The 24,609-nt window shown below is 60.2% G+C and carries 17 protein-coding genes; 12 read left to right on the top strand and 5 right to left on the bottom strand.

The annotated features are described in order from the left end of the window. Positions 1-1,959, bottom strand: coding sequence for a 1-deoxy-D-xylulose-5-phosphate synthase (gene dxs, locus A4R35_RS06325; protein WP_112427602.1), 1,959 nt, complete (start codon positions 1,957-1,959; stop codon positions 1-3). A 785-nt stretch (positions 1,960-2,744) separates the two neighbouring features. Between dxs and A4R35_RS06335 the strand changes: the two genes are divergently transcribed. Further along, the gene (locus A4R35_RS06335) at positions 2,745-3,374 is read left to right on the top strand and encodes a hypothetical protein (RefSeq protein WP_112427606.1); all 630 of its coding nucleotides are present in this window, start codon (positions 2,745-2,747) and stop codon (positions 3,372-3,374) included. Between the two features lie 253 nt (positions 3,375-3,627). Here A4R35_RS06335 and A4R35_RS06340 read toward each other — a convergent pair whose 3' ends face one another. Next, complete coding sequence (locus A4R35_RS06340; protein ID WP_112434049.1) at positions 3,628-4,851, bottom strand: Glu/Leu/Phe/Val family dehydrogenase; 1,224 nt, start codon at positions 4,849-4,851, stop codon at positions 3,628-3,630. A gap of 186 nt (positions 4,852-5,037) precedes the next feature. Further along, positions 5,038-6,531 (bottom strand): Asp-tRNA(Asn)/Glu-tRNA(Gln) amidotransferase subunit GatB, encoded by a 1,494-nt coding sequence (gene gatB, locus A4R35_RS06345; RefSeq protein ID WP_112427608.1) that lies wholly within the window; start codon positions 6,529-6,531, stop codon positions 5,038-5,040. A gap of 410 nt (positions 6,532-6,941) precedes the next feature. Between gatB and A4R35_RS06350 the strand changes: the two genes are divergently transcribed. Both A4R35_RS06350 and A4R35_RS06355 read left to right on the top strand, forming a co-directional pair. Next, positions 6,942-7,526: a GTP-binding protein gene (locus A4R35_RS06350; protein WP_052888601.1), complete on the top strand. Its 585-nt coding sequence runs from the start codon at positions 6,942-6,944 to the stop codon at positions 7,524-7,526. A gap of 368 nt (positions 7,527-7,894) precedes the next feature. Beyond that, positions 7,895-8,596, top strand: coding sequence for a LuxR C-terminal-related transcriptional regulator (locus tag A4R35_RS06355; protein ID WP_112434051.1), 702 nt, complete (start codon positions 7,895-7,897; stop codon positions 8,594-8,596). Positions 8,597-8,649: 53 nt separating this feature from the next. Here A4R35_RS06355 and A4R35_RS06360 read toward each other — a convergent pair whose 3' ends face one another. Further along, a complete protein-coding gene (locus A4R35_RS06360) occupies positions 8,650-9,165 on the bottom strand; it encodes a hypothetical protein (RefSeq protein ID WP_112427610.1) in 516 nt (171 codons plus the stop codon). A gap of 577 nt (positions 9,166-9,742) precedes the next feature. Between A4R35_RS06360 and glgP the strand changes: the two genes are divergently transcribed. The 9 genes from glgP to A4R35_RS06405 all read left to right on the top strand — a co-directional run bounded on the left by glgP (position 9,743) and on the right by A4R35_RS06405 (position 24,009). Beyond that, positions 9,743-12,286 (top strand): alpha-glucan family phosphorylase, encoded by a 2,544-nt coding sequence (gene glgP, locus A4R35_RS06365; RefSeq protein WP_112427612.1) that lies wholly within the window; start codon positions 9,743-9,745, stop codon positions 12,284-12,286. A gap of 108 nt (positions 12,287-12,394) precedes the next feature. Beyond that, positions 12,395-14,407 (top strand): oxidoreductase, encoded by a 2,013-nt coding sequence (locus tag A4R35_RS06370; protein WP_189361397.1) that lies wholly within the window; start codon positions 12,395-12,397, stop codon positions 14,405-14,407. 78 nt (positions 14,408-14,485) lie between these two features. Continuing rightward, complete coding sequence (locus A4R35_RS06375) at positions 14,486-16,492, top strand: mycofactocin system FadH/OYE family oxidoreductase 2 (RefSeq protein WP_112427616.1); 2,007 nt, start codon at positions 14,486-14,488, stop codon at positions 16,490-16,492. 207 nt (positions 16,493-16,699) lie between these two features. Then, the gene (locus A4R35_RS06380; RefSeq protein ID WP_189361400.1) at positions 16,700-18,859 is read left to right on the top strand and encodes a glycoside hydrolase family 15 protein; all 2,160 of its coding nucleotides are present in this window, start codon (positions 16,700-16,702) and stop codon (positions 18,857-18,859) included. Between the two features lie 51 nt (positions 18,860-18,910). Then, on the top strand, positions 18,911-19,957 hold the full coding sequence (locus A4R35_RS06385) for an electron transfer flavoprotein subunit alpha/FixB family protein (protein WP_112427620.1): 1,047 nt from the start codon (positions 18,911-18,913) through the stop codon (positions 19,955-19,957). Positions 19,958-20,155: 198 nt separating this feature from the next. Next, positions 20,156-21,103, top strand: coding sequence for a quinone oxidoreductase family protein (locus tag A4R35_RS06390; protein WP_112427622.1), 948 nt, complete (start codon positions 20,156-20,158; stop codon positions 21,101-21,103). A 274-nt stretch (positions 21,104-21,377) separates the two neighbouring features. Then, complete coding sequence (locus tag A4R35_RS06395; RefSeq protein WP_112427624.1) at positions 21,378-22,688, top strand: FAD-dependent oxidoreductase; 1,311 nt, start codon at positions 21,378-21,380, stop codon at positions 22,686-22,688. An 80-nt stretch (positions 22,689-22,768) separates the two neighbouring features. After that, entirely contained in the window at positions 22,769-23,071 is a 303-nt protein-coding gene (locus tag A4R35_RS06400; protein WP_223258229.1) for a ferredoxin family protein, read from the top strand. 59 nt (positions 23,072-23,130) lie between these two features. Beyond that, positions 23,131-24,009, top strand: coding sequence for an electron transfer flavoprotein subunit beta/FixA family protein (locus A4R35_RS06405; RefSeq protein WP_112427626.1), 879 nt, complete (start codon positions 23,131-23,133; stop codon positions 24,007-24,009). Between the two features lie 134 nt (positions 24,010-24,143). Here the strand turns inward: A4R35_RS06405 and A4R35_RS06410 are convergent. Beyond that, on the bottom strand, positions 24,144-24,609 hold a 466-nt coding region (locus tag A4R35_RS06410), incomplete at its 5' end, for a hypothetical protein (protein ID WP_189361402.1).

The following is a 24,609-nucleotide window of genomic DNA, read 5'->3' on the forward strand; positions in this document are numbered from 1 at the left end:
TCAGGCCGAGGCCGGGCGACTATGCGCGGTGGGGGCTGGGGTTGTGATCCCAAGCAGCTCGCGAACGATTTCCTTAATATGAGCAGAGGAGAGGCCATACAGCTCCTTGAGGATAGACGGCGCCCCGTGCTCGACCAGGCGATCGGGAAAGCCAATGAGCTTGACACGGGCGTCGTGGCAGCCTTCGCGGGCCAGGAGTTCAAGGACGGCGCTACCGAAGCCGCCCGCCACCATGTGGTCTTCAATGGTGATCAGGTGTCGCGTGGTCCGGGCCAGATCCAGAATGAGATCTTCATCCAGCGGCTTGGCCCAGCGCGCGTTGACTACCGCGACATTGAATCCCTCTTCTCGTAGCTCTGTGGCCGCCTGCTCAGCTAACTCGACGGTAGTGCCATAGGCGAGCAGGGCACACTGGCAACGCCTGGCCTCCGAGAGGGTCGCTGGTGTGAGCAGCTCAGCCTTGCCAATCTCTAGAGGGCGCAGCTCCTTGTCCAGGGGCACCCCACGCGCCTTACCACGCGGATAGCGCAGGCAGACTGGCCCGTCCATGTAGAGGGCCGTATAGAGCATGTGGCGTAGCTCGTTTTCATCACGAGGGGCCATGACCTTCATATTAGGGATCATCCGCATAAAGGCGATATCAAAGAGGCCGTGCTGCGTGGGGCCATCCTCTCCGACGACGCCGGCGCGGTCCATCGCAAAGACGACGTGCAGGTTCTGCATGCAGATATCGTGGATGACCTGATCAAAGGCCCGCTGCATGAAGGTGGAATAAATGGCAACCACCGGACGCAGGCCACCAACAGCCAGCCCGCCGGCAAAGGTCACAGCATGTTGCTCAGCAATGCCGACATCGAAGTAGCGCTCGGGGAAACGCTGGTGCAACTTCTTCAAGCCTGTGCCTTCGGCCATAGCGGCAGTGATACCAACAATGGCCTGGTCGCGCTCAGCCAGCTCGACCAGTGTGTTCGCGAAGATCTCGGTGTAGGTGGGGGGGTCGTTGGGATTCCTTTTAATGACGCCGGTGCGGTAGTCGAAGGCGCCTGGTCCATGCCACTTGGTGGCATCTTCTTCGGCAAAGGTCCAGCCCTTGCCTTTCTTGGTAACCACCTGGACCACGATCGGCCCTTCAATACGCTTGATATTTTCCAGAACATCAATGAGCAGTGCAAGATCATGGCCATCGAATGGCCCAAAGAATTTGAAGCCCAGCTCCTCGAAAATGGTTCCGCTCTTGCTATGCAAGACAAACTGTTTAAAGCTGGTTTCAGCACGGGCAGCGGCTTCCAGAGCGACATCACCCACGACGGGCAAGCGCTCGATGGAGCCTTTGGTCACCTCTCGTAAGCGTTGGTAGCCTGGTGAGGTCTGCATGCGTCGCGCTTTGGCCAGCACGGTGGCAATGGCGCCCACATTATCCGAGATCGATTTCTCGTTGTCGTTGAGGATAATAATGAGATTCTTCTTCAAGCTGCCAGCGTTGTTGAGGGCTTCCAGAGCCATACCGCCAGTCAAGGCGCCGTCACCGATGATGGCCACGACCTTGAAGTCCTGGCCCTGGAGATCGCGCGCCACGGCCAGGCCCAGAGCGGCAGAGATGGAGGTGCTGGCATGGCTGGCGCCGAAGACATCATAGGGACTTTCTTCGCGGCGGAGATAGCCCGACAGGCCTCCAAATTGGCGAATTGTGCGGAAGCGCTCGCGACGTCCAGTTAACAATTTATGCACATAAGCCTGATGGCCGATATCCCAGACAAGCAGATCATGGGGGGTGTTGAAGACGGTATGCAAGGCGAGTGTTAGCTCGACAACACCCAGGTTGGGGGCAAGATGTCCTCCTCTCGTCGAGACAGTCTCGATGATTTCCTGACGAATCTCTTCGGCCAGCGTTTGCATCTCCGCCACACTGAGCGAACGGAGCTGAGCCGGGCTATCAATGCGATCCAGTATCCTTGCCAAGGCAGTCCTCCCACAGGAAAGCTTACCTCGTATTATAGGGCGTCGCAGACAGCGAAAGAAAGGTCGCGATGCGACAGAGGAAGGCACCTGAAGCCTTGACAGGACAGCTGTTCACGTGAAAGGAGGGGGAGGCAATGCGGTCGGGAGGTGGCCAGGCGGTGGCTTGGGCGCTGGAGCTGCTCACGGTACTGGCCAACCGGGATGGAGCCGGAAGACTCTTGACAGGGTTCGACTTTCTTCTTATCATGGCCTTTCGGAAAACAGTTGGGACATCCGGGTGGGTTGGAGCGTTCCCAAAAGATCAACGCTCCCCCGCAAGGGGAGGTCCGTTTACGCGCTGAAATGATGGCAGGCGTGACCCGATGGACCGCTTGACGTTGCCTTTTCCTGCCGGTATACTGATCACACTGGGGTGGAGGCGGCTCTCCTGCATCCCTTCAGCTCTTCGTCTCCCATCAACCCTGTCCGTGCGTGGGAATGTCCCCTTCAGCTCGTGAGTAAGCCAGTCGAGCTGAGTCAAACCAGCTAAGCAGTTATGAGGTCGGCAAGCATCAGGGCTGAAGCAGCCCCGCAGAACAGCACGCCAACAGGATCACGGAAAGGGAGGCGATCAGCACGCCCGGTCCGGGGAGAGAGGCACCGGCAATAGTGCCCAGGCGGCTTGCCGTCTGTCTGAATGAACGGACATTACGGCGCTTTTGTCGTCATCTTCTGATACTGTTTGAGGGAAAGGAGGCGGCGCTTTTCCCCAGATTCCTGGCGGGGGTTGCTGCGCCGCAGGTCCAATGACGAGGAAAGAGAGCGAAAAGGACACCGAACGTCCGCACTACTATTCTCAGTTCTGGCTCGATGTCGCCGCCGGACGCCGGGTGATCGGCAGCTCCAAGACCACCGAGGAGAGCGAGACGGGTGAGCGGGGCGAACGCGACTCCCAGGAGTCAGGGGCAGCACGAAAGCCGGCTCGCGGCAGCCACACGTCCAGCGGCGAAAGCCGCGAGCGTGAGGAGCTTCGCGCTTCTCAGGCGGAAACGCTGACAGCCAAGGCCCGCCAGCCCGAGGTCGCGACGCCCGCGGCTCCTCCTGCGACGGCTTCCTCTGAGGAAATTATTGTCCCCGAGGAGGAGATCCCGAGCGCTGAGGAGGAAGAGGAGAGCGTGGGGGCCGACCTTGAGGATGAGGAGCTGCTAGAGGAAGAGTCTCTGGAAGCCACTCCAGAGGAGGAGGAGGAGGAATACGAGGAAGAGGAGGAGCTAGAGCCGGACTTCGAGGAGGAGGAGGAGTTTTTCGAGGATGAGGAAGAGGAGGAGGATGAGGACCTCTGGCCCGGCGGTAAAGGGAAGAAGAAGCAGCCGAAAGCCGGTCGCCAGTCTAAGCCCGCGAAGCGCGCAAAACGCGAGACGCGTCGCGGTTACTAGACGGCCTGCGATGATGCGCTGCGCTGGATGCCAGTCGGACTGGAGCAGCAGCTAACAGGGGAAGCTGTCGATCAGCCTCTGTGTCTTGGGGAAACTTGTTCACTGCTGTCCCAGTCCGATCCCAGCCAGGAAAAGCCAGGAGGCAGTTGTCTGCTCCTGGCCTTTTTGTTGATCACCAGCCGCTTCGACTGCCCCGGGCCGCCACCGCTCGCCGAGCAGCAGCTGTTCAACCCTCGGTTCCTCGCAGGTCATATCAGGGATAGATGCCGCGAATCTGAGTGGCCTCAGCCACTCGTGAGATGGCCAGCATATTGGCCGCCAGCCGCAGGTCACAATGGTATTGTTCCGCTTTTTCAGCTACCGCCGCAAAGGCTCGATTCATAATGATCTCTAACTTCTGAGTGATTTCTTCGACTCCCCAGAAAAAGCTCTGGAGATCCTGCACCCACTCGAAGTAGCTGACCGTGACGCCGCCAGCATTGGCCAGAATATCCGGGATGACAACGACCCCCCTGCGCCCGAGAATCCTGTCCGCCTGGGGCGTTGTCGGGCCATTGGCAGCTTCAGCAATGATCTGCGCCTGGATACGACCGGCATTTGCCTCGGTGATGACCCCTTCAGTCGCCGCCGGGATCAGGATATCACAGGGAACTTCCAAGACCTCCTGGGGGCTGATCTGCTGAGCCGCCGGGAAACCGACAACGCTGCCCCTTTCCTGCTTATGCCGGAGGACAGCGGCAGGGTCCAGTCCGGCCTCGTTGTAAATGCCACCCCGGGTATCGCTGACCGCCACGATCTTGCAGCCCTCGTGATGGAACAGACGGGCAGCAATGGAGCCAGCGTTGCCAAATCCCTGAATGCTGACGCGCGCCCCTCGCAGCGGCAGGCCAATCCGGCGCGCCGCCTGACGTGTGACAAAGAGCACGCCCATCGCGGTAGCGTCGTTGCGCCCCTCGCTCCCTCCAATGGAGAGTGGCTTGCCAGTGACAACGGCGGGAATGGAGAAGCCCTCGTGCATCGAATAGGTGTCCATGATCCAGGCCATGACCTGGGGATTGGTGTTGACATCGGGCGCTGGAATATCGCTGTGAGGGCCGATAATGATCGAAATTTCAGTCGCATAGCGGCGCGTCAGCCGCTCCAGCTCGCCTGGACTCATAGTCTTGGGATCGCAGATGACCCCGCCTTTGGCTCCGCCATAGGGAATACCCACCACTGCGCACTTCCAGGTCATCCACATGGCCAGCGCCTTGACCTCGTCCAGGGTCACATCAGGACTGTAGCGAATGCCACCTTTGGCAGGCCCGCGATTCACGTTGTGCTGTACGCGATAGCCGGTAAAGGTCTTGATCCGGCCATCATCCAGGCGTACAGGGAAGTTGACTGTCAGCTCGCGCTTGGGCTTGCGCAGAATCTCTCGCATATCCTCCGAGAGATTGAGCCGATCGGCAGCCTCCTCAAACTGCTGAACAGCCATTTCATAGGGGTTAATACGGGTCTCGCGAGAGGACTTCACGTCGTTGTGCAGGTCCACGTTCTTGCTCCTTTTTCCGTATTTTACAGCTGAGAGCAGCTGATGCAGCCAAGGATCAAGAATCAATCGCCCAGCCAGCCTGTTCCGGTCCAGCAGCCGGGTCTGACTGCCAGGGCCGGTCAAGTTCGCTCAGGCCGTGGGCGTCTCATCAAGCTTGGCGCGCAAGAGTTGCTGGACAAGATCGGCTTTGGCCTGGCCACGGGTGCGCTTCATAATCTGGCCGACCAGATATTGGGCGGCGTTAGTCTTACCAGCGCGGTAATCGGCCACGATCTTAGGGTTCGCCTCAATGACTTCAACGATGATGCGCTCCAAGGCTTGCGGATCGGTAATCGGCGGCTGGATGCCCTTGCGCACCACGATGGTCTCTGGCAGCTCACCGCTGACGAAGGCCTCATCGAGAACCTCCTTCGCCTGCTTGCCGGTGATGCGCTGACGATCGAGCAGATCGAGCAGATTCACCAGGGCCTCTGGCTTCAGCGGGCAAGCTGCAGGAGCGATATCATGCGCATGGAGGAGGCGAACAACCTCGCTCAGGAGCCAGTTGCTGGCTGCGCGGGCCCTGGTCTGGCGATCCTGGACCTGGGAAGAAAGAGCCATGACCTGATCGAAGTAGTCGCCCAGAGCCTTCTCTTCTGTGAGAATATCAGCATCCTGAGCCGAGAGGCCGTAGTCGCGCTGATATCGCAGCCGGCGGGCATCGGGCAGCTCTGGCAGGCGCGCACGCAGCTCCTCCACCCATTCACGACTGATCACCAGCGGCGGCAGGTCCGGCTCAGGGAAGTAGCGATAGTCATGCGCATACTCTTTGCTACGCTGCGGCACCGTCACGCCTCGACTCTCGTCCCAGCCACGCGTTTCCTGCTGAATGGTCCCGCCGGCTCGCAACACCTCAATCTGGCGATGAGCTTCATATTCGAGGGCCTGCTGCAGGGCCTTGAAACTATTCATGTTCTTGATTTCGGTCTTGACCCCGAGCGTCTGCTGTCCGCGGGGACGAACCGAGATATTGGCATCGCAGCGCAGGCTGCCCTCCTCCATACGCCCCGAAGAGACTCCCAGGTAGACCAGAATCTCGCGCAGCTTCTGCATATAGAGCCGCGCCTCCTCGGGACTGCGCATGTCCGGCTCGCTAACGATTTCGATAAGGGGCGTACCGGCGCGGTTGACATCAACCAGGCTGTAACCGTCTCGATGCAGCAGCTTGGCGGTATCTTCCTCCAGATGAACGCGCGTAATACCAATGCGCCGCACCTGCCCATCATGCTCAATCAGCAGATAGCCATTGCGACTGAGCGGAAGATCATACTGGGAAATCTGGTACCCCTTCATCAAGTCAGGGTAGGGATAGTTCTTGCGGTCGAATTTGGAGTATTCGGGAATGCTACAGTTGAGGGCCAGCGCCGTCATAATGGTGTAGGCCACAGCCTGCCGATTGATGACCGGCAACACGCCTGGCATCCCCATGCAGACAGGGCAGACATGGGTGTTGGGGGCGGCGTTGGCGTAGTCAGTGCTGCAGGAGCAGAACATCTTGCTCCGCGTGGTGAGCTGAGCATGCACTTCGAGACCGATGACAATCTCGAATTCAGTGGCAACCTCGGTATGAGCAGGTACAGCCATCTTTCCCAACCTTCCTGAAAGCTTCTTCAGCGTCACTGTCACCCGTTAGTCTAGCCCTTTCCCCTGGATTCGTCAACTGGGTAGCCGTGACAGGCCCAGCCAGGGCTGCACTGGCACTGATGCCCGATCAGGCCGCCAGTCCCTTGCTTCGGGACCAGCAGGAAAGAGGAGCCGGAGTCCTTGCCAGATACGGATGACTCTGGTATACTGAAGTCACCAACATCGTGGGACGTCTTGCGCTGAAACGCAAGCTTCCCTCGATAAATCCAGGAAATACCTTTTGTACTGCTTCGCACGAGAGGACTGTTGCTGAGATTCATAGGCACGGTGCCCTCCTCTTACAGAGAAGAGGAGACGACGCGCTACCACGACGAGGCACACCAGCGAGCGGATGAGGAGAATGACCACCTATGTCCCTGATTAATATGGCCAAACGCGAGATCATTTGTAAGCTCGTCTACTATGGCATTGGTCTGTCCGGCAAGACCACTAACCTGCACTATATCTATCAGGCAGTCGATCCCCGCGATGTGGGTGAGATGGTCTCGATCGATACCGAGACAGAGCGTACCCTCTACTTCGATCTGCTGCCGTTGGAACTGGGCAAGGTCAATGGCTTCTCAATCCGTTTTCAGCTCTACACCGTGCCCGGTCAGGTGCTCTACCAGCAGACGCGGATCTCGGTGCTGAAAGGGGCCGACTGCGTGATCTTCGTGGCTGATTCCCAGGCCAGCAAATTGCAGGAAAATATTGAAAGCTGGAACGAGCTTCAGGAACAGCTCCGCCGCATGAACAAGAATATCACCGAGTTCCCGCTGGTGATGCAGTGGAATAAGCGCGACTTGCAGGATATTCTACCAGTATCGGTGCTGGAACAGTATTTGAACCCGTACCGCGTCCCTAGCTTCGAGGCCGTCGCTGTCACAGGCTACGGCGTGATCGAATGCCTGCGCGTCGCCATCAACGCGACGCTCCGCCGCCTCGAACGCATCTAGTCCAGCCTGCTAGCGGTGCGCGCGCCTACGCGCTCGCTCGCTCGCTTCGCTCTCCTCCTGTGGCAAGGAGTCGCCGCTTCTCCTCTGACTGGCAGGATGGCCCGACCTTTTTTCAGCAACTCTTTCTCCCCGTGCCTCTTCCGCCATCTATGTAGAGCAACTTTGTTCCTGTCTTACTCGTTGTTCATCGACGGTTTTCTGTGTATAATACGGCGAAACCTGGTCTGGTTATCTTCTCCCTCTCTACGAAGGGAGATTTGGCCTTTCCTCTCTTGTCTTTGCAGATGAAAGGCCATCACTTCGAGACGGCCCAGGCAAAGCACCGGGCCGCTCGCTTGATCGATCGACTGTCTCGCTGCGAGGTTCTTATGGAGACTATCCGTGTCATCATCGTTGATGAGCAGCCGCTGTTCCGCGAAGGAATTCGCTATACGCTTGAGCGCCTGGGCCATTGCACTGTTGTGGGCGAGTCGACTAACCCCGCCGAGATTCTGGCGCTGGCGCGCGAGCCGGGAGCCGAGGTGATCCTCCTCGATGCCGGTCTCAAGAGCACTGACGCTCTTGAGCTGGCCCGCCAGCTCCGCCAGCTGGCCCCCCAGATGGCCATTGTGATCCTGACCCCTTCCGAGGATGAGGAGCGCCTCTTTCAATCGATCAAGGTGGGCGCCGCCGCCTACTATACCCGCAATATTTCATCCGAGGAGCTGATCGAGGCCGTGCAGCGCGTGAATCGCGGAGAGTATTTGATCAATGACGAAGTGCTCGCCCGGCCTCAGATCGCCAGCCGTGTTTTGCAGTCGTTGCGCGAGCTGCCGATGGCCTCTCACGATGGTGCCGCTGAGAGCGACGGCAAGGAGAGCTATTCCCCCCTCTCCAGCCGTGAAATCGAGATTCTGGACTACATTGCCCGTGGGAATAGTAATAAGGAGATCGCTAAGTCTTTGAAGATCAGCGATCAGACCGTGAAAAATCACATTACGTCGATCCTCAAAAAGCTCGCGGTTAACGACCGTACCGCCGCGGTGGTGCATGCTCTGCGCCACGGCTGGATCAAGATTCAGGATACGTAAGTCGAGCGCAGAGAGGAGGAAGGTCGCAGGCAGTACTGAGCCAGGCAAGCTTGCTAGGTCCACAGACTGAGGAGCACCTTGCCGTTCCGGGCGTCAAGAAACAGATAAAAGTCGTAGCTTGAGCGCGGGAAGGGGGTGGGATCAACTGAGGCATCGGCGGGCTGCAGCGGTACCTGCTCGTAGATGATCATCCAGGCTGGAGCATTTTCAATCTGGGCCCGGTTGCTGGTGCGCGGAATGTAGGTGAGGAGGACGTAGCGCGCCAGGACCTTCTTGGCATTGCTGGCCACCTCTGGCTCCCACTGACTGGCCAGCAGAAGAGCCTCTTCCTGACCAAGACTGGCCGGCTGGGAGGGTGTACCAAGAATAACGCCAGCGGTGTAGAGGGCGGGCAGCTGGACCGCCGAGGTCTGACTGGTCTGGGCCAGGTGGGGGACGAGCAGCCTCAGCCCTCCTTGGGGGTGTCTGAGCAGGAGGATAAACCAGCCCAGACCAATCACCAGCAGAAGCGCTCCGACGAGGCCGCTGATCTTCCAGGTACGCGATTGGATACGCTGTCGCCGCTTCATGCTGATACCTTTTCTCCTTCCTCTGAGTAGATGCGCCTGGCCTGCTGCCTGTTAGGTTCTAGCGAGCCGTAGACGAGCTGATCAGCTACGGCTCGCTTGCCACTAAACTAAACCGGCTGGCTGGTTGAGGACTGGACTCGTGGGCCTGGCGCTCGCCGCCTCGCTCAAGCATCTGGTCCATCCAGTATTGCCAAGTATAGTCGAAGATGCCTGGCAAAGACAAGCCTCCCACAGCGGAGGAAAGGCGCAGCGCTCAAGCGATATGCCATAATGAGAGTGAGAAGAGGAGCAAGAAGCCAGGTTGAGTCTGTCTATGGTTTACAGGCCCGGCGCTGCCAGACCTGCGCCTGCAGGGCCTGACAAGCGGAGCGAGAACCCAGGGCGCAGACTGGGACCTCCTCTTGCCAGCTGTGGTACCCTGAAACAAGCCTTGCCTTGGGGCAGGAGGTCAGCCCAGGTAGCCTTTGACCTCTTGCCGGGTCATGGGCTAGCGATAACGAGAGATAACAACATAGCCCACAGGCCAGTCCAGTAAGCGAAGAAAGGGAGCTTGATTTCCGTGAAAGTATTCGGACGCATGACCGTTTTCCCCATCATGCCCGCCCGGATTAGCCGCCTCTATGAGCTTGCTTACAATCTGTGGTGGAGCTGGCACCCCGAAGCCAGCACGCTCTATAGTACGCTCGATCCCGAACTATGGGAGGCGGTCGGTCATAATCCTGTCCACTTTCTGAGCGAGGTGCGACCACAGTATTTAGAGAAGGCCGCTCATAATCCCCAGTATCTGCAGGTCTACGATCGTGTGCTGGCAGAATTCGACCGCTATATGCATCCGGCTCCAGGCAGCACCTGGTTCGCTCGCACATATCCAGAGCTGGAGCAGTGCGTCATTGCTTACTTCTCGGCTGAGTTTGGCCTGCACGAGGCCCTGCCCATCTATTCCGGTGGCCTGGGTATCCTGGCAGGCGATCATTGTAAGGAGGCCAGCGATCTGGGCCTGCCGCTGGTGGGAGTAGGCTTCCTCTATCCCCAGGGCTACTTCCGGCAGAGCATCACTCGCGAGGGTATTCAGGAGGCCTTCTACGATAAGCTGATCTTCTCCCAGGTGCCGGCAACTCCGGCCTGCGGCCCCGATGGCAATGAGGTCCTGATTAGCGTTGATCTGCCAGGACGACGCATCCATGCCAAGGTCTGGCGCGTCCAGGTCGGTCGTATTCCACTCTATCTGCTGGATACCGATGTCGAACCGAATGCTCCCGCCGATCGTGAGCTGGCGGCCCGCCTCTACGGTGGCGACCGCGAGATGCGCATTTCTCAGGAGATTGTACTGGGCATTGGTGGCGTGCGCGCTCTACGCGCTTTGGGCATTTCTCCGGCAGTCTGGCATATCAATGAGGGACACGCTGCATTCCTGAATTTGGAGCGCTGCCGCGAGTTAGTCGCTTGCGGGCTGACTTTCCGCGAGGCACGCGAGGTCGTGGCCGCCAGCTCCCTCTTTACGACTCATACACCGGTGCCAGCGGGCAATGATACGTTTAGCTATGATCTGATCGACAAGTATTTCAATACCTACTGGGGTCAGCTTGGCCTTTCGCGCGAGCAGTTTCTGGAGGTGGCCCGCGAAGATCATGGCTGGGGTCCGACCTACGGGATGACAGTGCTGGCCCTGCGCTTGACCGGGCAGCATAATGGGGTGAGCAAGCTGCACGGCGCGGTCTCGCGCCGGATGTGGCAGTTTCTCTGGCCGGGCGTCGATCCCGATGAGGTCCCTATCGATTCGATTACCAATGGTATCCATACCCTCTCCTGGGTGGCTCCTGAGATGAACGCTCTCTTCCAGCGCTACCTGGGGCCGGATTGGGCGGAGCACGTCGATGAACCGGATCTGTGGAACCGTGTGCTGGAGATTCCCGATGAGGAGCTGTGGCAGGTGCATTTGCAGCGTAAGCGCTTGCTGATCGACTACGTGCGTCGACGCTTAAAACAGCAGCATCTGCGCCTGGGCGAGGGGCCACTGCAGATGGCCGAGTTCGAGCGTATGCTTGATCCCGAGGCCCTGCTGATTGGCTTCGCCCGCCGCTTTGCAACCTATAAACGGGCAACGCTGATCTTCCGCAATCCGGAGCGCTTGAAGCGCATTATGAATAATCCTGAGCGTCCGGTACAGATTATCTTTGCGGGCAAGGCCCACCCCGCCGATGAGCCGGGCAAGGCCCTGATCGAGCAGGTCTATCGGATCTCGCGGAGCGACGATTTCCGTGGCAAGGTGATCTTCCTGGAAAACTACGATATTGATATGGCTCGCTATCTGGTAGCAGGGACCGATCTCTGGCTGAATAACCCGATTCGCCCCCACGAGGCCAGCGGCACCAGCGGCCAGAAGGCGGCTTTGAATGGGCAGCCTAACTGCAGCGTTCTCGACGGTTGGTGGGCCGAGGCCTACAATGGGCGCAACGGCTGGGCCATCGGCGAGGAGCGCGAGTACCACAATCCCGATGTTCAGGATGAGGCCGACAGTCTGTCACTCTACGCTCTTCTGGAAGGGGAGATCATCCCTACCTACTATGAGCGCGATCTGGCCAATAGCGGTCTGCCTCATCGCTGGATCAGCTATATGAAAGAAGCCATCCGTTCCTGCGCCCCCCACTTCAGTACGCGACGGATGGTGAAGGAATACACGACACGCTTCTATGTACCCCAGATTCAGCAGGGCCAGCGGGTCGAGCAGAACGCCTACGAGCTGGCCCGCGCACTGGCTCAGTGGAAAGAGCGCATTCAGCAGCGCTGGGAGAGCCTGGCTCTCTATGTGGAGGGACGCCGCGAGGGTCAGCTCAGCCTGGGCGAGACCATCGAAGTACGTGCCTGGGTGCGCGCACCCGAGATTACACCGGATGATTTGCTGGTCGAGCTGGTCTATGGCGAGAGCGGGGACGGTGAGCAGGTCTCTAATCAGCGGGCTATTCCCATGCAATATCAGCACCAGGAGCAGGACGGCTCGTATCGCTACGAGGCTCGCTTCCAGCCAGAGGAGAGCGGCAGCCTGGTCTATGGGGTACGTGTGCTGCCCAATCATCCCTTGCTGGCGGGCAAACATGATATGGGCCTGGTGCGTTGGGCTTGAGCATTGGGAGCCGAGTCAGCAGTCCGGTTGCTTGTTTATCCATGAGAAGGGGCGGCGCAGGCATTGCCGCCGGAGGAGAATCCGCCCTACGCCATGATAAGCATGGATATGAAACTCTTTCAACCCATCAGTATTGGGCCGCGAGAGGCGCGCAATCGCCTGATTTTTGGGAGCCACACGACCAACTTCGCCCGTCATCATCTACTGAGCGAGCAGCATGGCGACTACTACGCCAGCCGGGCCGAAGGAGGTGTCGGCAGCATCGTGCTGGAGGAGCACATCGTTCACGTCTCCGATTTTCCGTATGAGGCTGCCCTGTTTGGTTATTTGCCCGAAACGCCAGCGGCCCTGGCCAAGGTGAGCGCTCGTCTGCATGCTGCCGGGGCGCTGACCCTCGTTCAGCTGAACCACAACGGACAGCAAGGAGTGAGTGACCATCATCAGCGCGAACTGTGGGCGCCCTCTGCCGTACCTGATGTGGCCACGCGCGAGGTTCCCAAGGCGATGGAGCTGGAGGATATTCGCGCTGTGATCGCCGGTTTCGCCCTGGTCGCTCAGCACGCCGTGCGCGGCGAAGCCGATGGGGTAGAGCTGCAAGTCGCCGATCGCTCGCTGCTGCGTCAGTTCTTGTCGCCGTTGACCAATCAGCGCAGCGACGCCTATGGGGGATCGCTGGAAAATCGTCTGCGCTTCCTGCAGGAGACCATCGAGGCTGTGGCCGCCGTCCTGCAGGGGCGCTATATTCTCGGGGTACGCCTCTGCGTCGATGAGCTGGCACCGTGGGCCGGTCTCACGCCAGAGCAGGGGGTCGAGATCGCCCGCCGCTTGGCCGAGACAGGTCGGGTCCACTACCTGACGGTAACGATGGGAAGCATCCTGAGTACCCACCTCTTTCCTTTCCACGCCTCCATGCATGTCGCCCCAGGTTATGCAGTAGCACTGGCGGCAGCCGTGAAGGAGGCGGTCGCGCTGCCTGTTTTTGCCGCCGGTCGCATTATGGATGCCGAGCAAGCGGAGGCAATTGTGGCGGCAGGCCAGGCCGATGGCGTTGAGATGATCCGGCCTCTGATCGCCGATCCCGCTTTGCCGCGTCTGACTCAGGCGGGCCAGGCGGAGCGTGTACGGCCCTGCCTGGCCTGTAACCAGGGTTGCCAGGTGCGTGGCCTGCTCAATGTGGCCCTCAGCTGTAACGTCAACCCTGATGTGCTGCATCCCGGGCCTCCTTCCATTGCTCTGCTCACCGAGCCATCCGCGGGAGGCCTCCAGAGCCAGGGCTGCCAGGTTTCTCCAGACAAGACGCCCTCACTGAGCGAAGCCTTTGTCGTGGTAGGGGCAGGTCCAGCAGGATTGGAAGCGGCACGCACTGCCGCTCTGCGCGGGCGGCGGGTGGTAGTGTTCGAGCGTGAGTCGGAGCCAGGTGGGGCGGTGGCCCTGGCCGCGCGGGCGCCGGGACGCGCTTCGCTGCGCCGCATCATCGACTATCTGGTGAGCGAATGCCAGCGTCTGGGAGTCGAGCTGCAGACCGGTATCGCCGTGAGTGCTTCCTGGCTCCTGGAGCAGCGTCCTGGGGCAGTGCTTGTGGCTACAGGGGCGAAAGCGGGCCAGGGTCTGCTGGCGATTCCCGGTCATGGCCTCCCCCATGTATTGGACGTGCGTCGCATTCTGCAGGGTGAACGCGTGACGGGGGCTGGTCAGCTCGCCGTCGTGATCGATGAGACAGCTTCACATGGCGTGCTCTCGACAGTGGAGCTGCTCGCCAATGAGGGATGGCAGATCGAGATCGTGACTGAAGACTGGTATGTCGGGCGCGATCTGGTCGCTACCCACGATCTGCCTGCCTGGCTGGGACGGGTACTTTCGCGCGGCGTGGTCATGACACCCCATACCAGCGTTGTGCGCATTGAGCCTGGACAAGTGGTCGTGCGTGATCGCTTCGCCCTGGCGGAGCGCGCCTTGCCCGCCGACATGGTGGTTCTGGGAGTCTATGAGCAGCCCGACCAGGATCTCTATTTTGCTTTGAAGGGGCGCCTCGCTCGTCTACGCCGCGCTGGCGATTGCATTGCCCCTCGCCGCATTGAGCAGGCGATCGCTGAGGGGCGCCAGGCTGGCCTCTGGGCCTGAGCGTCAGCAGTCAGCCCACGCATGAGCGTAGTAGAGAGCAGGCAGACATGCGCCTGAGCAGCACAGGAGGGTCCGCCCATGGCAGGCCAGTTTCAGTATTTGTTTACGCCGCTGCGCATTGGTACAGTGGTCATACCCAATCGCATTGTCTTCGCCGCTCATTTGACGAACCTGGCCGAGGAGAATCAGCCTGGCCCGCGCTTGACTGCCTATTATGTTGAGCGCGCTCGCGGCGGCTGCGGTTTGATCATTACCGAGGAGCAGTCGGTTCATCCCAGCGATTGGGCCTATCAAAAACTGATCCACGGCTTCGATCCCCAGGTAATCCCCGCCTATCGCCGGCTGACACGCGCCGTTCACGACTACGGGACGCGCATCTTTGCTCAGCTGAACCATAACGGCATGCAGGCGAGCAGTATCTACTCGCGCCGCCCTGTGCTCGGTCCTTCCCCTCTGGTCGATCCGATCCACCGCGAGATGTGTAAGGAGATCGAGGTCGAGGAGATTGCCGAGATCGTGCGCAGCTACGCCCTGGTGGCTCGTCATGTGCGCGAGGGCGGTTTCGATGGGGCCGAATTGCAAGCCTCGCATAGCTCCCTGATCCGTCAATTCCTCTCCCCTTACTACAACCGGCGTCGTGACGCTTACGGTGGCTCATTAGAGAACCGCCTGCGCTTCGTGCTGGAGGTCATCGAGGCCATTCGCGCCGAGGTCGGGCGCGACTTCCCTTTGGGAATTCGCCTCTGCGGCGATGAGTTGATCCCCGGGGGCCTGACCTTCAGCGATGTACGCGAGATCGCTCTGCGCCTGGAAGCTACCGGACAGCTTGATTTCATTAATACAAGCATCGGTGAATTCCATAATCTCTATATGGTTGAGGGGTCAATGCACACACCGCCCGGCTACCAGCTCTTCGTCTCGGCAGGACTGCGCGAGGTCGTACAGCTGCCGGTCTTCTGCACCGGACGCATCAAGGACCCCGTCCAGGCGGAGCGTATTCTGCGCGAAGGGCTGGCCGACATGGTCGATGTAGTGCGCGGCCAGATTTGCGATCCTGCTTTTGCCCGCAAGGCGCGTGAGGGGCATAGTGAGAGTATTCGCCTCTGTATCTCTTGCAATCAGTATTGCATCGGACGGATGGGGCTGAATCTCAGCCTGGGCTGTATCCAGACACCGGCTACAGGGAACGAGCTGCGCTTCCGTCCCCTACCCTCGCGGCCCATGCTGCGGAGCGCCGTTCGTCGTCCGCGGGTGCTTGTAGTGGGCGGGGGGCCAGCGGGCATGCAGGCAGCCAAGGTGATTGCTCAGCGCGGAGGCCAGGTACGTTTGTATGAGCGCCAGCCAGAGACTGGGGGCCAGATCAACCTGATTGTACGGGTGCCCAGTCGCGTTGAGTTTGGCGATGCCGCGCGGAATCTGCAGCGCGAGCTGGCCGAGGTGGGCGTTGAGGTGATCACAGGCACCGAGGTCGACGCCGACTTCATCCTGAGAGAGGAGGCAGACGCGGTGATTCTCGCCACCGGCTCCCGCCCCGGGCCGGTCCCAGTGCCAGGCGGCGATCTGCCCCATGTGGCCAACCCCTGGCAGGTGCTTCTCGGAGAGAAAACTGCGGCTGCCGGCCAGCGCGTTCTGATCTACGATCAGGTTGGCTTCCACCAGGCGACAAGCGTGGCAGAGCTGTTAGCCGAGCGCGGCTGTCAGGTTGAGGTGGTGACGCCCCAGTTTTACGTCGGCGGCGATCTCAGTGTGACACTGGATATCGAGCTGTGGTATCGTCGCATGCTTGCTCACGGGGCGATCTTCACTCCTCATCATTATCTGGCGGCCCTGCAGCCCGGCGGGGCGACCATTGTCAATAACTATACCGGTCAGGCCCGCACTATTGAGGACCTGGCGCTGGTGGTCGTAGTCGCTCCCCAGGTAGCCGATGAGGCCCTCTATCAGGACCTCAAGGGTCGGGTTCCTCACCTTTATCGTGTAGGAGACTGTCTGGCGCCGCGACGTGTGGAGCATGCTATTCTCGATGGTGAGCGCGTCGGGCGGGCACTGGCGCTAGAGGGCCTGAGCGCTGTCGACAGGGCTTGAGGCTCCAGCTCCAGCGGCCCCAACTTCCGGCCCTCCGAGCAGGTTCGAGGCTTGTCGATTTCGCTCGAGATGCTACAATACAGGGAAACCCGCTGTGCTGAACTCAAGGCGCCAGGAGCGCGGGTTTTGCCTGGTTCTTGCCCGCCGGCAGTCGTCGGCCTTCAGCCAGCGGTGAGCGCTAGGCCAAATGCTGTTTGTGGAGTAGGTATGTCTGTTGAGCGTTCTTCTTTTTCGTCAGGAGGGCAAAAGGAGCTGGCCCAGGCCGCCGGGTCGTCTCCGTCTCATGTCGCTGCTCAGCTGAGTGCTGGTCTCAATGCCAGCTATCTGATGGAGCCTCCTGCCCGGCGTGCGAGCGTTCCTCCTCTGCCTCCAGAACGGGCCTTGAGCCTGGCCTGGCTCTATAGCGCGCTCCTCAGCAATGGCAGGCTACTCGTTTGTCTGGATGAGACAGCGACCCCTGTGCAATGCTTCTATCCGCACATCGACGGTGGCCCACATGTGCGCTCTCTGCTCCAGGGAGTCCAGGTCGAGCGAGAGGAGCAGGCGTCGCAGGTGAGCTGGCTGGCCGAGGAAGGCTGGTCGCACGAGCTGCGTTATCTGCCATCCAGCGCCGTGGTCAGCGCTCGCTCGGAGCAATCCGACCTCGGGCTGCTCATTGAGCGTCGCCTCGCCGTCCATCCCGAGCACGATCTGCTGGTGGTTGAGCTGCGCCTGACGAATACGGGGCAGGTTCCTCTGCGCTGCAGCCTGCTCACCTACGCTGCTATTGACATCGATCTGCGCCCAGCGGGTAACTGCGCCTGGTACGATCCAGAGACGGAGCTGCTGACCTTCTTCCATGCTGATCGCTATCTGGCTCTGGGCAGCAACTGGCCCGTGGCCGATTTCGCCTGTGAACAGAGCCGCTGCGGGGCCGTTGATGCAGCCTTCCAGATGGCCGCTGAGCAGCGCTACAGCCGCCAGGAGTTTGCTGTTGGTCAGGTGGCGGCGGCCCTGCGTCACAATATCGGTGAGCTGTCCCCTGGGGCTAGCCACCGTGGGGTCCTGCTGTTCTCTTTCGGTCGCCAGCTAGAGACCGTGCGTACGGTCCTGACTCAGCAGCGACACAACAGCGGTCAGTTGCTTGAGGAGACGCTTGTCTATTGGCGCCAGCTCTGCTTGCGCTTCGCTCTCAACGGGATAGAAGATGAGATTAGTCGGCTCTACGAGCGTTCGCTCATAGTGCTCCATTTGTTGAGCGACCAGGAGACGGGGGCCATCATCGCCGCGCCGGAGATGGACCCGACCTTCCGTTCCAGCGGGGGATATGGTATGTGCTGGCTGCGCGATGGAGCCTATAATGCCCATGCTCTTGATGTGGCCGGCGAGCATGAACGTGCCCGTGCCTTCTTTGACTGGGCTTTGCGGACGCAGGAGGCTGCCGGTTGCTGGTACCAGCGTTATGATACGCAGGGGAACCTGGCACCAACCTGGGGTCTGATTCAATTCGATGAGATCGGCATCTTTGTCTGGGCCTTGGGCCAACACGTGGAGTTGACCGGGGATATAGAGTATGCGCGCCTGGCCTGGCCGGCGCTCAGACGGGCTGGAGACTATATGTTACGCGAGCTGGACCCGGAGACAGGTCTGGCTCCGGTCACGAAGGATCTGTGGGAGGAGTTCGACGGCATCAGTACCTATGCCTGCGCCACGACCTGGGCCGGTTTCGCCACCCTGGCCCACCTCGCCACGCTCCTGGGCGACGAGGCAGAGATGCGGCAGTGGCAGGAAGCCGCCGCTCGCTTGAAGCAGGCTATTGAGCAGCATCTCTGGAGCGAGTCAGCAGGGCATTTTCTGCGTGGGGGACGCTTGAAAGTGGCTCCGCTGGAAGATGAGGAGACGACGCCGCTGACAGCCGATGAGGTCGCGATCGAGATCCGGGGTCGACGCTGGCGCGCGCGCCGCAGCGATCCAACGCTTGATATCTCGATTCTGGGTCTGGCCGTCCCCTGCGGAGTCTTTGATCCAGCCGACCCCCGGGTGCAGTCCACAGCCAGAGCTATTGCCGAACGGCTACGCAGCCCTGTTGGTGGGATTCTGCGCTACCAGGGGGATAGCTATCGCGGCGGGAATCCGTGGGTGCTATGTACGCTCTGGTTGGCCTGGTATGAGGCCCTGGCGGGACACCTTGCCGAAGCTGAGCAGCTCTATCGCTGGGCCGTCGAACATCGTACTGCCCTCGATCTGCTCGCTGAGCAAATCAGTCGCCAGGATGGCCAACCTTGCTGGATTATGCCGCTTGGCTGGTCCCACGCCATGTTTGTGCTGGTGACCCAGGTGCTCAGAGCAAAGGGCCGGCTCCAGGTTGCCGCGCCTGGGGGTGCTTGAGAGAACAGGTGAATCTGGTCAACAACGAAGGCTGCCGATGATGCGGCGCTCATGCGAGGTGAAAGCGTGGCCGAACTCTGGGTCGTGCTACAGGAACAAGATGGCCTGCCCCCTGAGTACAATCAGGAGGTGCTTGCTGAGGCACAGGAGCTGGTCCAACAACATTCAGGCAGATTGCAGCTGTGCGCGGTGCAGCTGCGCGCTCCTCTCCCTACTGCTACCGAGAAAAACACGGAGCCGTTTTTCAAGAGCATCGCGCCTGAACGCTTTTATGTGCTGGAGCATCCCGCCCTGGAGCGTTACACAACGGAGGGCTATGTTGCGGCGCTGAGTTGGCTCATCCGAGCGCACACACCGGCGCTGATCGTAACCAGCGCGACGGCCAATGGCCAGGACTGGGCCCCGCGCCTGGCAGCACAGCTTGGGTTACCCTTTGTGGCACGCTGTCTGCGTTTTGTGCTGGAGCAAGATACCCTGCTGACGCTGCGAGCCTTGTACGGCGGGCGGGCCTACGTCCAGACTCGTACCCGACTGGGACGGCTGCCAGCGCTGGTGACCTTTGTACCGGGCACGCGGGGAACACCGTCGGCAAGCCGTTCGCAGGTGGGGCCTTCGCCGGCACCAGAGGTGATTCGCTATCAGCTTCCACTCGCCACTGAGGAGCAAAGCCCGCGTCTGCAGCGTCTTGGGATCGAGGCCCCAGCAGCAGAGGAAGTAGAGCTAGAGGCAGCGGAGAAGATCGTCGCAGGCGGTCGGGGTGTTGGCCGCGAGGGGTTTGCCGAGCTTGCCACCTTTGCTCGCCTGCTAGGTGCAGCGGTGGGAGCCAGTCGCGTAGCTACCGATCGTGGCTGGGTTGAGTCAGAGCGCCAGATCGGAGCGACTGGCAAAAGCGTCAGTCCAAGGCTTTACATTGCCTGTGGCATTTCAGGCGCAGCTCAACACACCAGCGGCATTCGGGAGGCCCAAACCATCATCGCCATCAACCCCGATCGCAACGCCCCGATCTTTGCGCTGGCCGATCTGGGACTTTTAGGCGATGCCAGAGAGATTCTGCGCCGCGCCATCCAGCTGCTACAAGAAGAGTCGGTAGGGGTCTAAGCGTTTCAATTCAGCCCTCTACTGCTCTTTTTACCTCTCTGTCTGATCTGGTCTGACCTGATTGAGCTGGCTGGCTGGCTGGTTGATTGCCAGCGTTCTTTCTGGTTTTGCCAGTCATCAGGCGGAATGGATACAATATATCAAGCCAGGAGCAACACCTCCTGACGATTCACGAGAAGCGAGGAGCAAGACATCGCCATGAAAGCTGTGCAATTTGCTCGTTACGGCGGACCCGAAGTTTTGGAACTGCGCGAGGTCCCGGACCCTGTTCCCGCAGCAGACGAAGTGCTCGTTGACGTGAAAGCAACGACCGTTAATCGTCTGGATCTTTTTCAGCGGGCTGGCAGCAGACCGGTGCCCAACCTGCCTTACACGCCAGGTCTAGAGGCGGCGGGCGTGGTAGTCGAGGACAGCAATGGATTCAAGGCAGGTGAGCGCGTGCTCACCACGCGGGCGCCGGAGGCGCGTGGGGGTGGTGGCTATGCCAGCCGGATCGCGGTGCCTGCCTCCCACCTGGTACGTATTCCCGATGATGTCTCTTTCGAGCAGGCGGCAGCAGCTGGTCTGGCGGCCTCGACGGCCTGGGCGGCACTGTTCGACCTGGGGAACCTCAAGGCAGGTGAGCGCGTGCTCGTATGGGCGGGCGCAAGTGGAGTCGGGACGTGGGCCATCCAGTTCGCCAGACATGTCGGTGCTTGGGTCACCACGACAGCCAGCAACACGGAGAAATCTGAGACGCTGCGCCGCCTGGGGGCCGACATGATTGTCAACTATCGTGAGGAAAAGGTCGGTCAGGTAGTGCGCAATGCCCACGGTGTCAACCTGGTCATTGAATTAGTCGGTACCACCCTACAGGATAGCATCGATGCCTGCGTGAACGACGGACGCGTGGTGCTGATCGGCAACCTGGGCGGCCAGCAGTCGACTGTTGACACGCAGTCCTGGCGCCTCAAACGAGTGAAGGTCATCGGCGGCGGCACCCTGCGCACCTCGCCCGCCAATGAGCAGCGCATTCTCCAGCTGATTGCCGAGAAGGCGGTCTCGCCGATCATAGCGCGCGTTATGCCGATCAAGGAGGTGGCCGAAGCTCATCGGCTGTTGGCGGCAGGTGAGGTTACTGGCAAGATTGTCCTCCTGCACAGCTGAGTCACTATCGGCCAGGGCAAAGAGGGAAGCTGGCCCGGAGCATAACAAGCCTGTCCTCAGCATCATCTGTTCGACCTGCTCCAGGCCGGCCCTCCCTCCCTCCAGTATCTCAGGTCCTTCTAGGTGGCAGCTAGCAATGTGGCTATGGATAGCGCAACGCGGCAAAGGAGCGTGCTCCGAGGCTATGCCAGACCAGGTTGGCACGAGCTGATCGCGAAGCAGCGGTACAGGCAGTACAGCAGTACAGTGTGACGACGAAAGCTGAGACGAAGCGATGCATGCGCAGCAGCAGTTTGACGTGATCGTTGTGGGTGCCGGGCCGGCGGGAAGCAGCGCAGCGCTGGTGCTGGCGCGCGCCGGTTTGCGCGTGGCTCTGATCGAGCGCGGCGAGTATCCCGGGGCCAAAAATGTCTCTGGAGCGGTCTTCTATGCGCCTGGTCTGCTGGCCGAACTGCTCCCTACTTTCTGGGACGAGGCCCCTTTCGAGCGCTATATTACGCGCCGAGTACTGACCTTCCTGGGAAAGGAATCCGCATTCTCACTCGACTTCCGCACCCGCCATTTCGCTACCCCTCCTTACAATGGGGTGACGATTCTGCGCCCCAAATTTGACCGCTGGTTGGCCAGCAAGGCTGTCGAGGCCGGCGCGCTGCTCATTACTTCGACAGTGGTCGATGACCTGCTCTACGAGGGAGAACGTGTTATCGGGGTTCAATGCCGGCGTGATGACGGGGCCCTCTATGCCCCCGTGGTCATTGCCGCTGACGGCGCCAATTCCTTCCTGGCCAAAAAAGCCGGCCTGCAACGGGAGTTTTCTGCAGAAGAGATGAGCCTGGGCGTCAAGGAGGTGCTCCGCCTGGGAGAGCGTACGATCGAGGAGCGTTTCAATCTGACGGGTGATGAGGGTATGGCCAGCGAGTATGTGGGCGAGGCCACTGGCAGCGTCAAAGGCGGGGCATTTCTGTATACCAATCGCGACACGCTCTCACTCGGAGTCATTGTCCAGATTGCCTCGCTGGCTCAGCAGCGGGTCAGACCCTATGAACTGCTCGATCGCTTCAAACAGCACCCAGCGGTCGCCCCTCTGGTGCGCGATGGTGTGACACTGGAGTACTCGGCCCACATGATTCCCGAAGGAGGCTGGCAGCTTATCCCCCGCCTGGTGCGCGCTGGCCTGTTGGTGGCTGGCGACGCTGCCGCCCTGGTCTTCGCCGCAGGCATTTTTCTAGAAGGCATGAACTTCGCTGTGGCTTCCGGCCTGGCTGCCGCTGAAACGGCGCTGGAGGCTCACCGACATGGCGATTTTTCTACCGCGACTCTCACAGGCTATCGGAAACGCCTGGAGCAGTCTTTTGTGTTGCAGGACCTGCAGCGCTTCCGCCTGACTCCTGCCTTTGTGAATAACGAGCGCTTGCAGAACCTTTATCCTGAACTGTTGTGTCAGGCAGCTGAACAGGTCTTTCGCTCAGAGGGCAGGCCACGCAAGAAGCTAGGGTCAACGATCCTGGCGACGCTACGCTGCAAGGTCTCGCTCTGGACCCTCCTGCGCGATGGATGGCAGGCAGGGCGCGCGCTCTTCTTTTAAAAAGAATCCAGTGAAGCGCGCTCTGCTTTTCCTGCTCTGTTTGTTAGTGCGCTTGAGGAGTGCATGGAGTACACGTGACTATGCAACAGATAGCATCTGAACCAGTGGTGATGCAACCTATCGAAGAACGGCTGGAACTGGTGCGTTTCAAGGTCGATAAGAGGCCACACATTCGCGTTCATACTGAGGCCTGCCGAGACTGTGATCTGACTCCCTGCGTCTATGTCTGCCCGGCGGGACTGTTCGAGATTCTCGGAGGCGAGATGCATTTTTCCTACGAGCATTGCCTGGAGTGCGGTACGTGCTATGTGGCCTGCGAGCGCAAAGCCATCGAGTGGGATTATCCCCGCGGAGGTTGGGGGGTTAGTTTTCGAGCCTCATAAGAGGCTCTCCAACTTAGACTTGATCACAGCACAGGGAAGGTCCACCCAAAGGAGAGACCATGCGCATCGCTGTCTGCCTGAAGCAGGCTCCTGATTGTAGTTCGGTCTATGTTGATCCCATCAGCGGCGAGGTCGATACGGAACGCTTCGTCCAGACTTTGAATGCCGCTGATGCTTGTGCCCTGGAGGCGGCCCTGCGCTTGAAGGAGCAATTAGGAGCAGGGTCAGTTTTTGCGCTCACCCTGGGGCCAGGCGAGAGCGAGGAGGTGCTGCGCGTCGCTTTGGCAATGGGAGCTGATACTATCGAACGCCTCTGGCATCCGAGCGCTGCTGATTGGGGGCCATTGACGATTGCAGCCGCGCTGGCAGCGCGCTTGCGCGCTGATCCTTCCTTGCCTGACCTGATCTTCTGTGGAGAACAGAGCAGCGACTGGGCCTCTGGGACAGTGGGGCCAGCATTGGCGGCCTACCTGGGTTTGCCCCAAATTACGGGCGTGATAGGGCTGGAGGCGCACCAGGATTCTGGCCAGCTCCTTTTACGAGTCACTCGCCGTCTAGAACGCGGCTACCGCGAGCGGCTACTGGCCAGGCCTCCCCTGTTGCTCACTGTACACGAGACGCTCAACGAGCCGCGCTATCCCTCTCTGCCTGCCCACCTGGCAGCGCTACGGGCCACGATCACCGTGCGCGACCCGCTGAGTTTGCCCCAGTTTGCCGCTGACTTCGAGGCAGAGGAGACAACAATCGTTGAGGTACGTACGCCACGTCCGCGCCCACATCGCCTTCCCATCCCCGATAGTCAGCTAAGCCCTTTTGAACGCATCGGAGAGATTATCACCGGTGGCACGTCTCGACGGCAGGCTCGCCTGGTCGAGGGATCACCTGAAGAGCTGGCCCATGAGTTAGTGCGTTTTCTGAAGGAACGAGGCTTTGTCTGAATAAGTGGTTCGTTCGGCTACCTGCTCATCTGAAGCAGAGTATGAGCACGCTGCAGCCGATTAGCTGCTGTCCTGGTAGAGCACTTGCTCCGCCAGGACAGCAGGTCCTTTTCTCTCTCAGGACCAGCTCCAGCTCAGGGTGTAACCCCCAGGCCCTTACGGATGAGAAGCGCCATTGGATAATAGCCGGCGTCCTGCCCTATGGGCTGACGCTGCCACCACCAGGCCCAGATGCGTTCCGCTGCCAGCACCGGGTTGAAATGCGCCCCCGGCGGCGGATTGTCCCCATAGCTGAGCCACAGCAGCGGCCCTACTCCAACATAGGGGGCCGGCGGTCCACATTGCTGCTTCGCGCTGGGAATGCAGGGAGGCGGCATGTAGCCTTGATCCCACCACGAGCGCATCTGGTACTCATGATAGAGATAGTCGCCGTTGGGGCCAGCGTATTGCTGCTGGAAGCCATTGGCAATACTATCGCCACCCGCAATGATCACGGGTATGCTCTTGGCGGTTGCCGGGCAGCCATTGGGGTACTCCAGGCAGACGTTGGGATAGTCACGCAGATACCAGATCAGTGGCCAGGTTGCATCATCGGTGAGT

It is taken from the genome of Thermogemmatispora tikiterensis (genome assembly GCF_003268475.1).
In the GTDB taxonomy this organism is placed as follows: Bacteria; Chloroflexota; Ktedonobacteria; order Ktedonobacterales; family Ktedonobacteraceae; genus Thermogemmatispora; species Thermogemmatispora tikiterensis.

Coding starts and splice junctions, on each gene's coding strand:
- A4R35_RS06355 (WP_112434051.1), top strand. CDS start 7,895: ATGGAGACTATCCGTGTCATCATCGTTGATGAGCAGCCGCTGTTCCGC.
- A4R35_RS06360 (WP_112427610.1), bottom strand. CDS start 9,165: ATGAAGCGGCGACAGCGTATCCAATCGCGTACCTGGAAGATCAGCGGC.
- A4R35_RS06370 (WP_189361397.1), top strand. CDS start 12,395: ATGAAACTCTTTCAACCCATCAGTATTGGGCCGCGAGAGGCGCGCAAT.
- A4R35_RS06335 (WP_112427606.1), top strand. CDS start 2,745: ATGACGAGGAAAGAGAGCGAAAAGGACACCGAACGTCCGCACTACTAT.
- A4R35_RS06350 (WP_052888601.1), top strand. CDS start 6,942: ATGTCCCTGATTAATATGGCCAAACGCGAGATCATTTGTAAGCTCGTC.
- A4R35_RS06405 (WP_112427626.1), top strand. CDS start 23,131: ATGCGCATCGCTGTCTGCCTGAAGCAGGCTCCTGATTGTAGTTCGGTC.
- gatB (WP_112427608.1), bottom strand. CDS start 6,531: ATGGCTGTACCTGCTCATACCGAGGTTGCCACTGAATTCGAGATTGTC.
- A4R35_RS06400 (WP_223258229.1), top strand. CDS start 22,769: ATGCAACAGATAGCATCTGAACCAGTGGTGATGCAACCTATCGAAGAA.
- A4R35_RS06380 (WP_189361400.1), top strand. CDS start 16,700: ATGTCTGTTGAGCGTTCTTCTTTTTCGTCAGGAGGGCAAAAGGAGCTG.
- A4R35_RS06385 (WP_112427620.1), top strand. CDS start 18,911: ATGCGAGGTGAAAGCGTGGCCGAACTCTGGGTCGTGCTACAGGAACAA.
- A4R35_RS06395 (WP_112427624.1), top strand. CDS start 21,378: ATGCATGCGCAGCAGCAGTTTGACGTGATCGTTGTGGGTGCCGGGCCG.
- A4R35_RS06375 (WP_112427616.1), top strand. CDS start 14,486: ATGGCAGGCCAGTTTCAGTATTTGTTTACGCCGCTGCGCATTGGTACA.
- A4R35_RS06390 (WP_112427622.1), top strand. CDS start 20,156: ATGAAAGCTGTGCAATTTGCTCGTTACGGCGGACCCGAAGTTTTGGAA.
- A4R35_RS06340 (WP_112434049.1), bottom strand. CDS start 4,851: ATGGCTGTTCAGCAGTTTGAGGAGGCTGCCGATCGGCTCAATCTCTCG.
- glgP (WP_112427612.1), top strand. CDS start 9,743: ATGACCGTTTTCCCCATCATGCCCGCCCGGATTAGCCGCCTCTATGAG.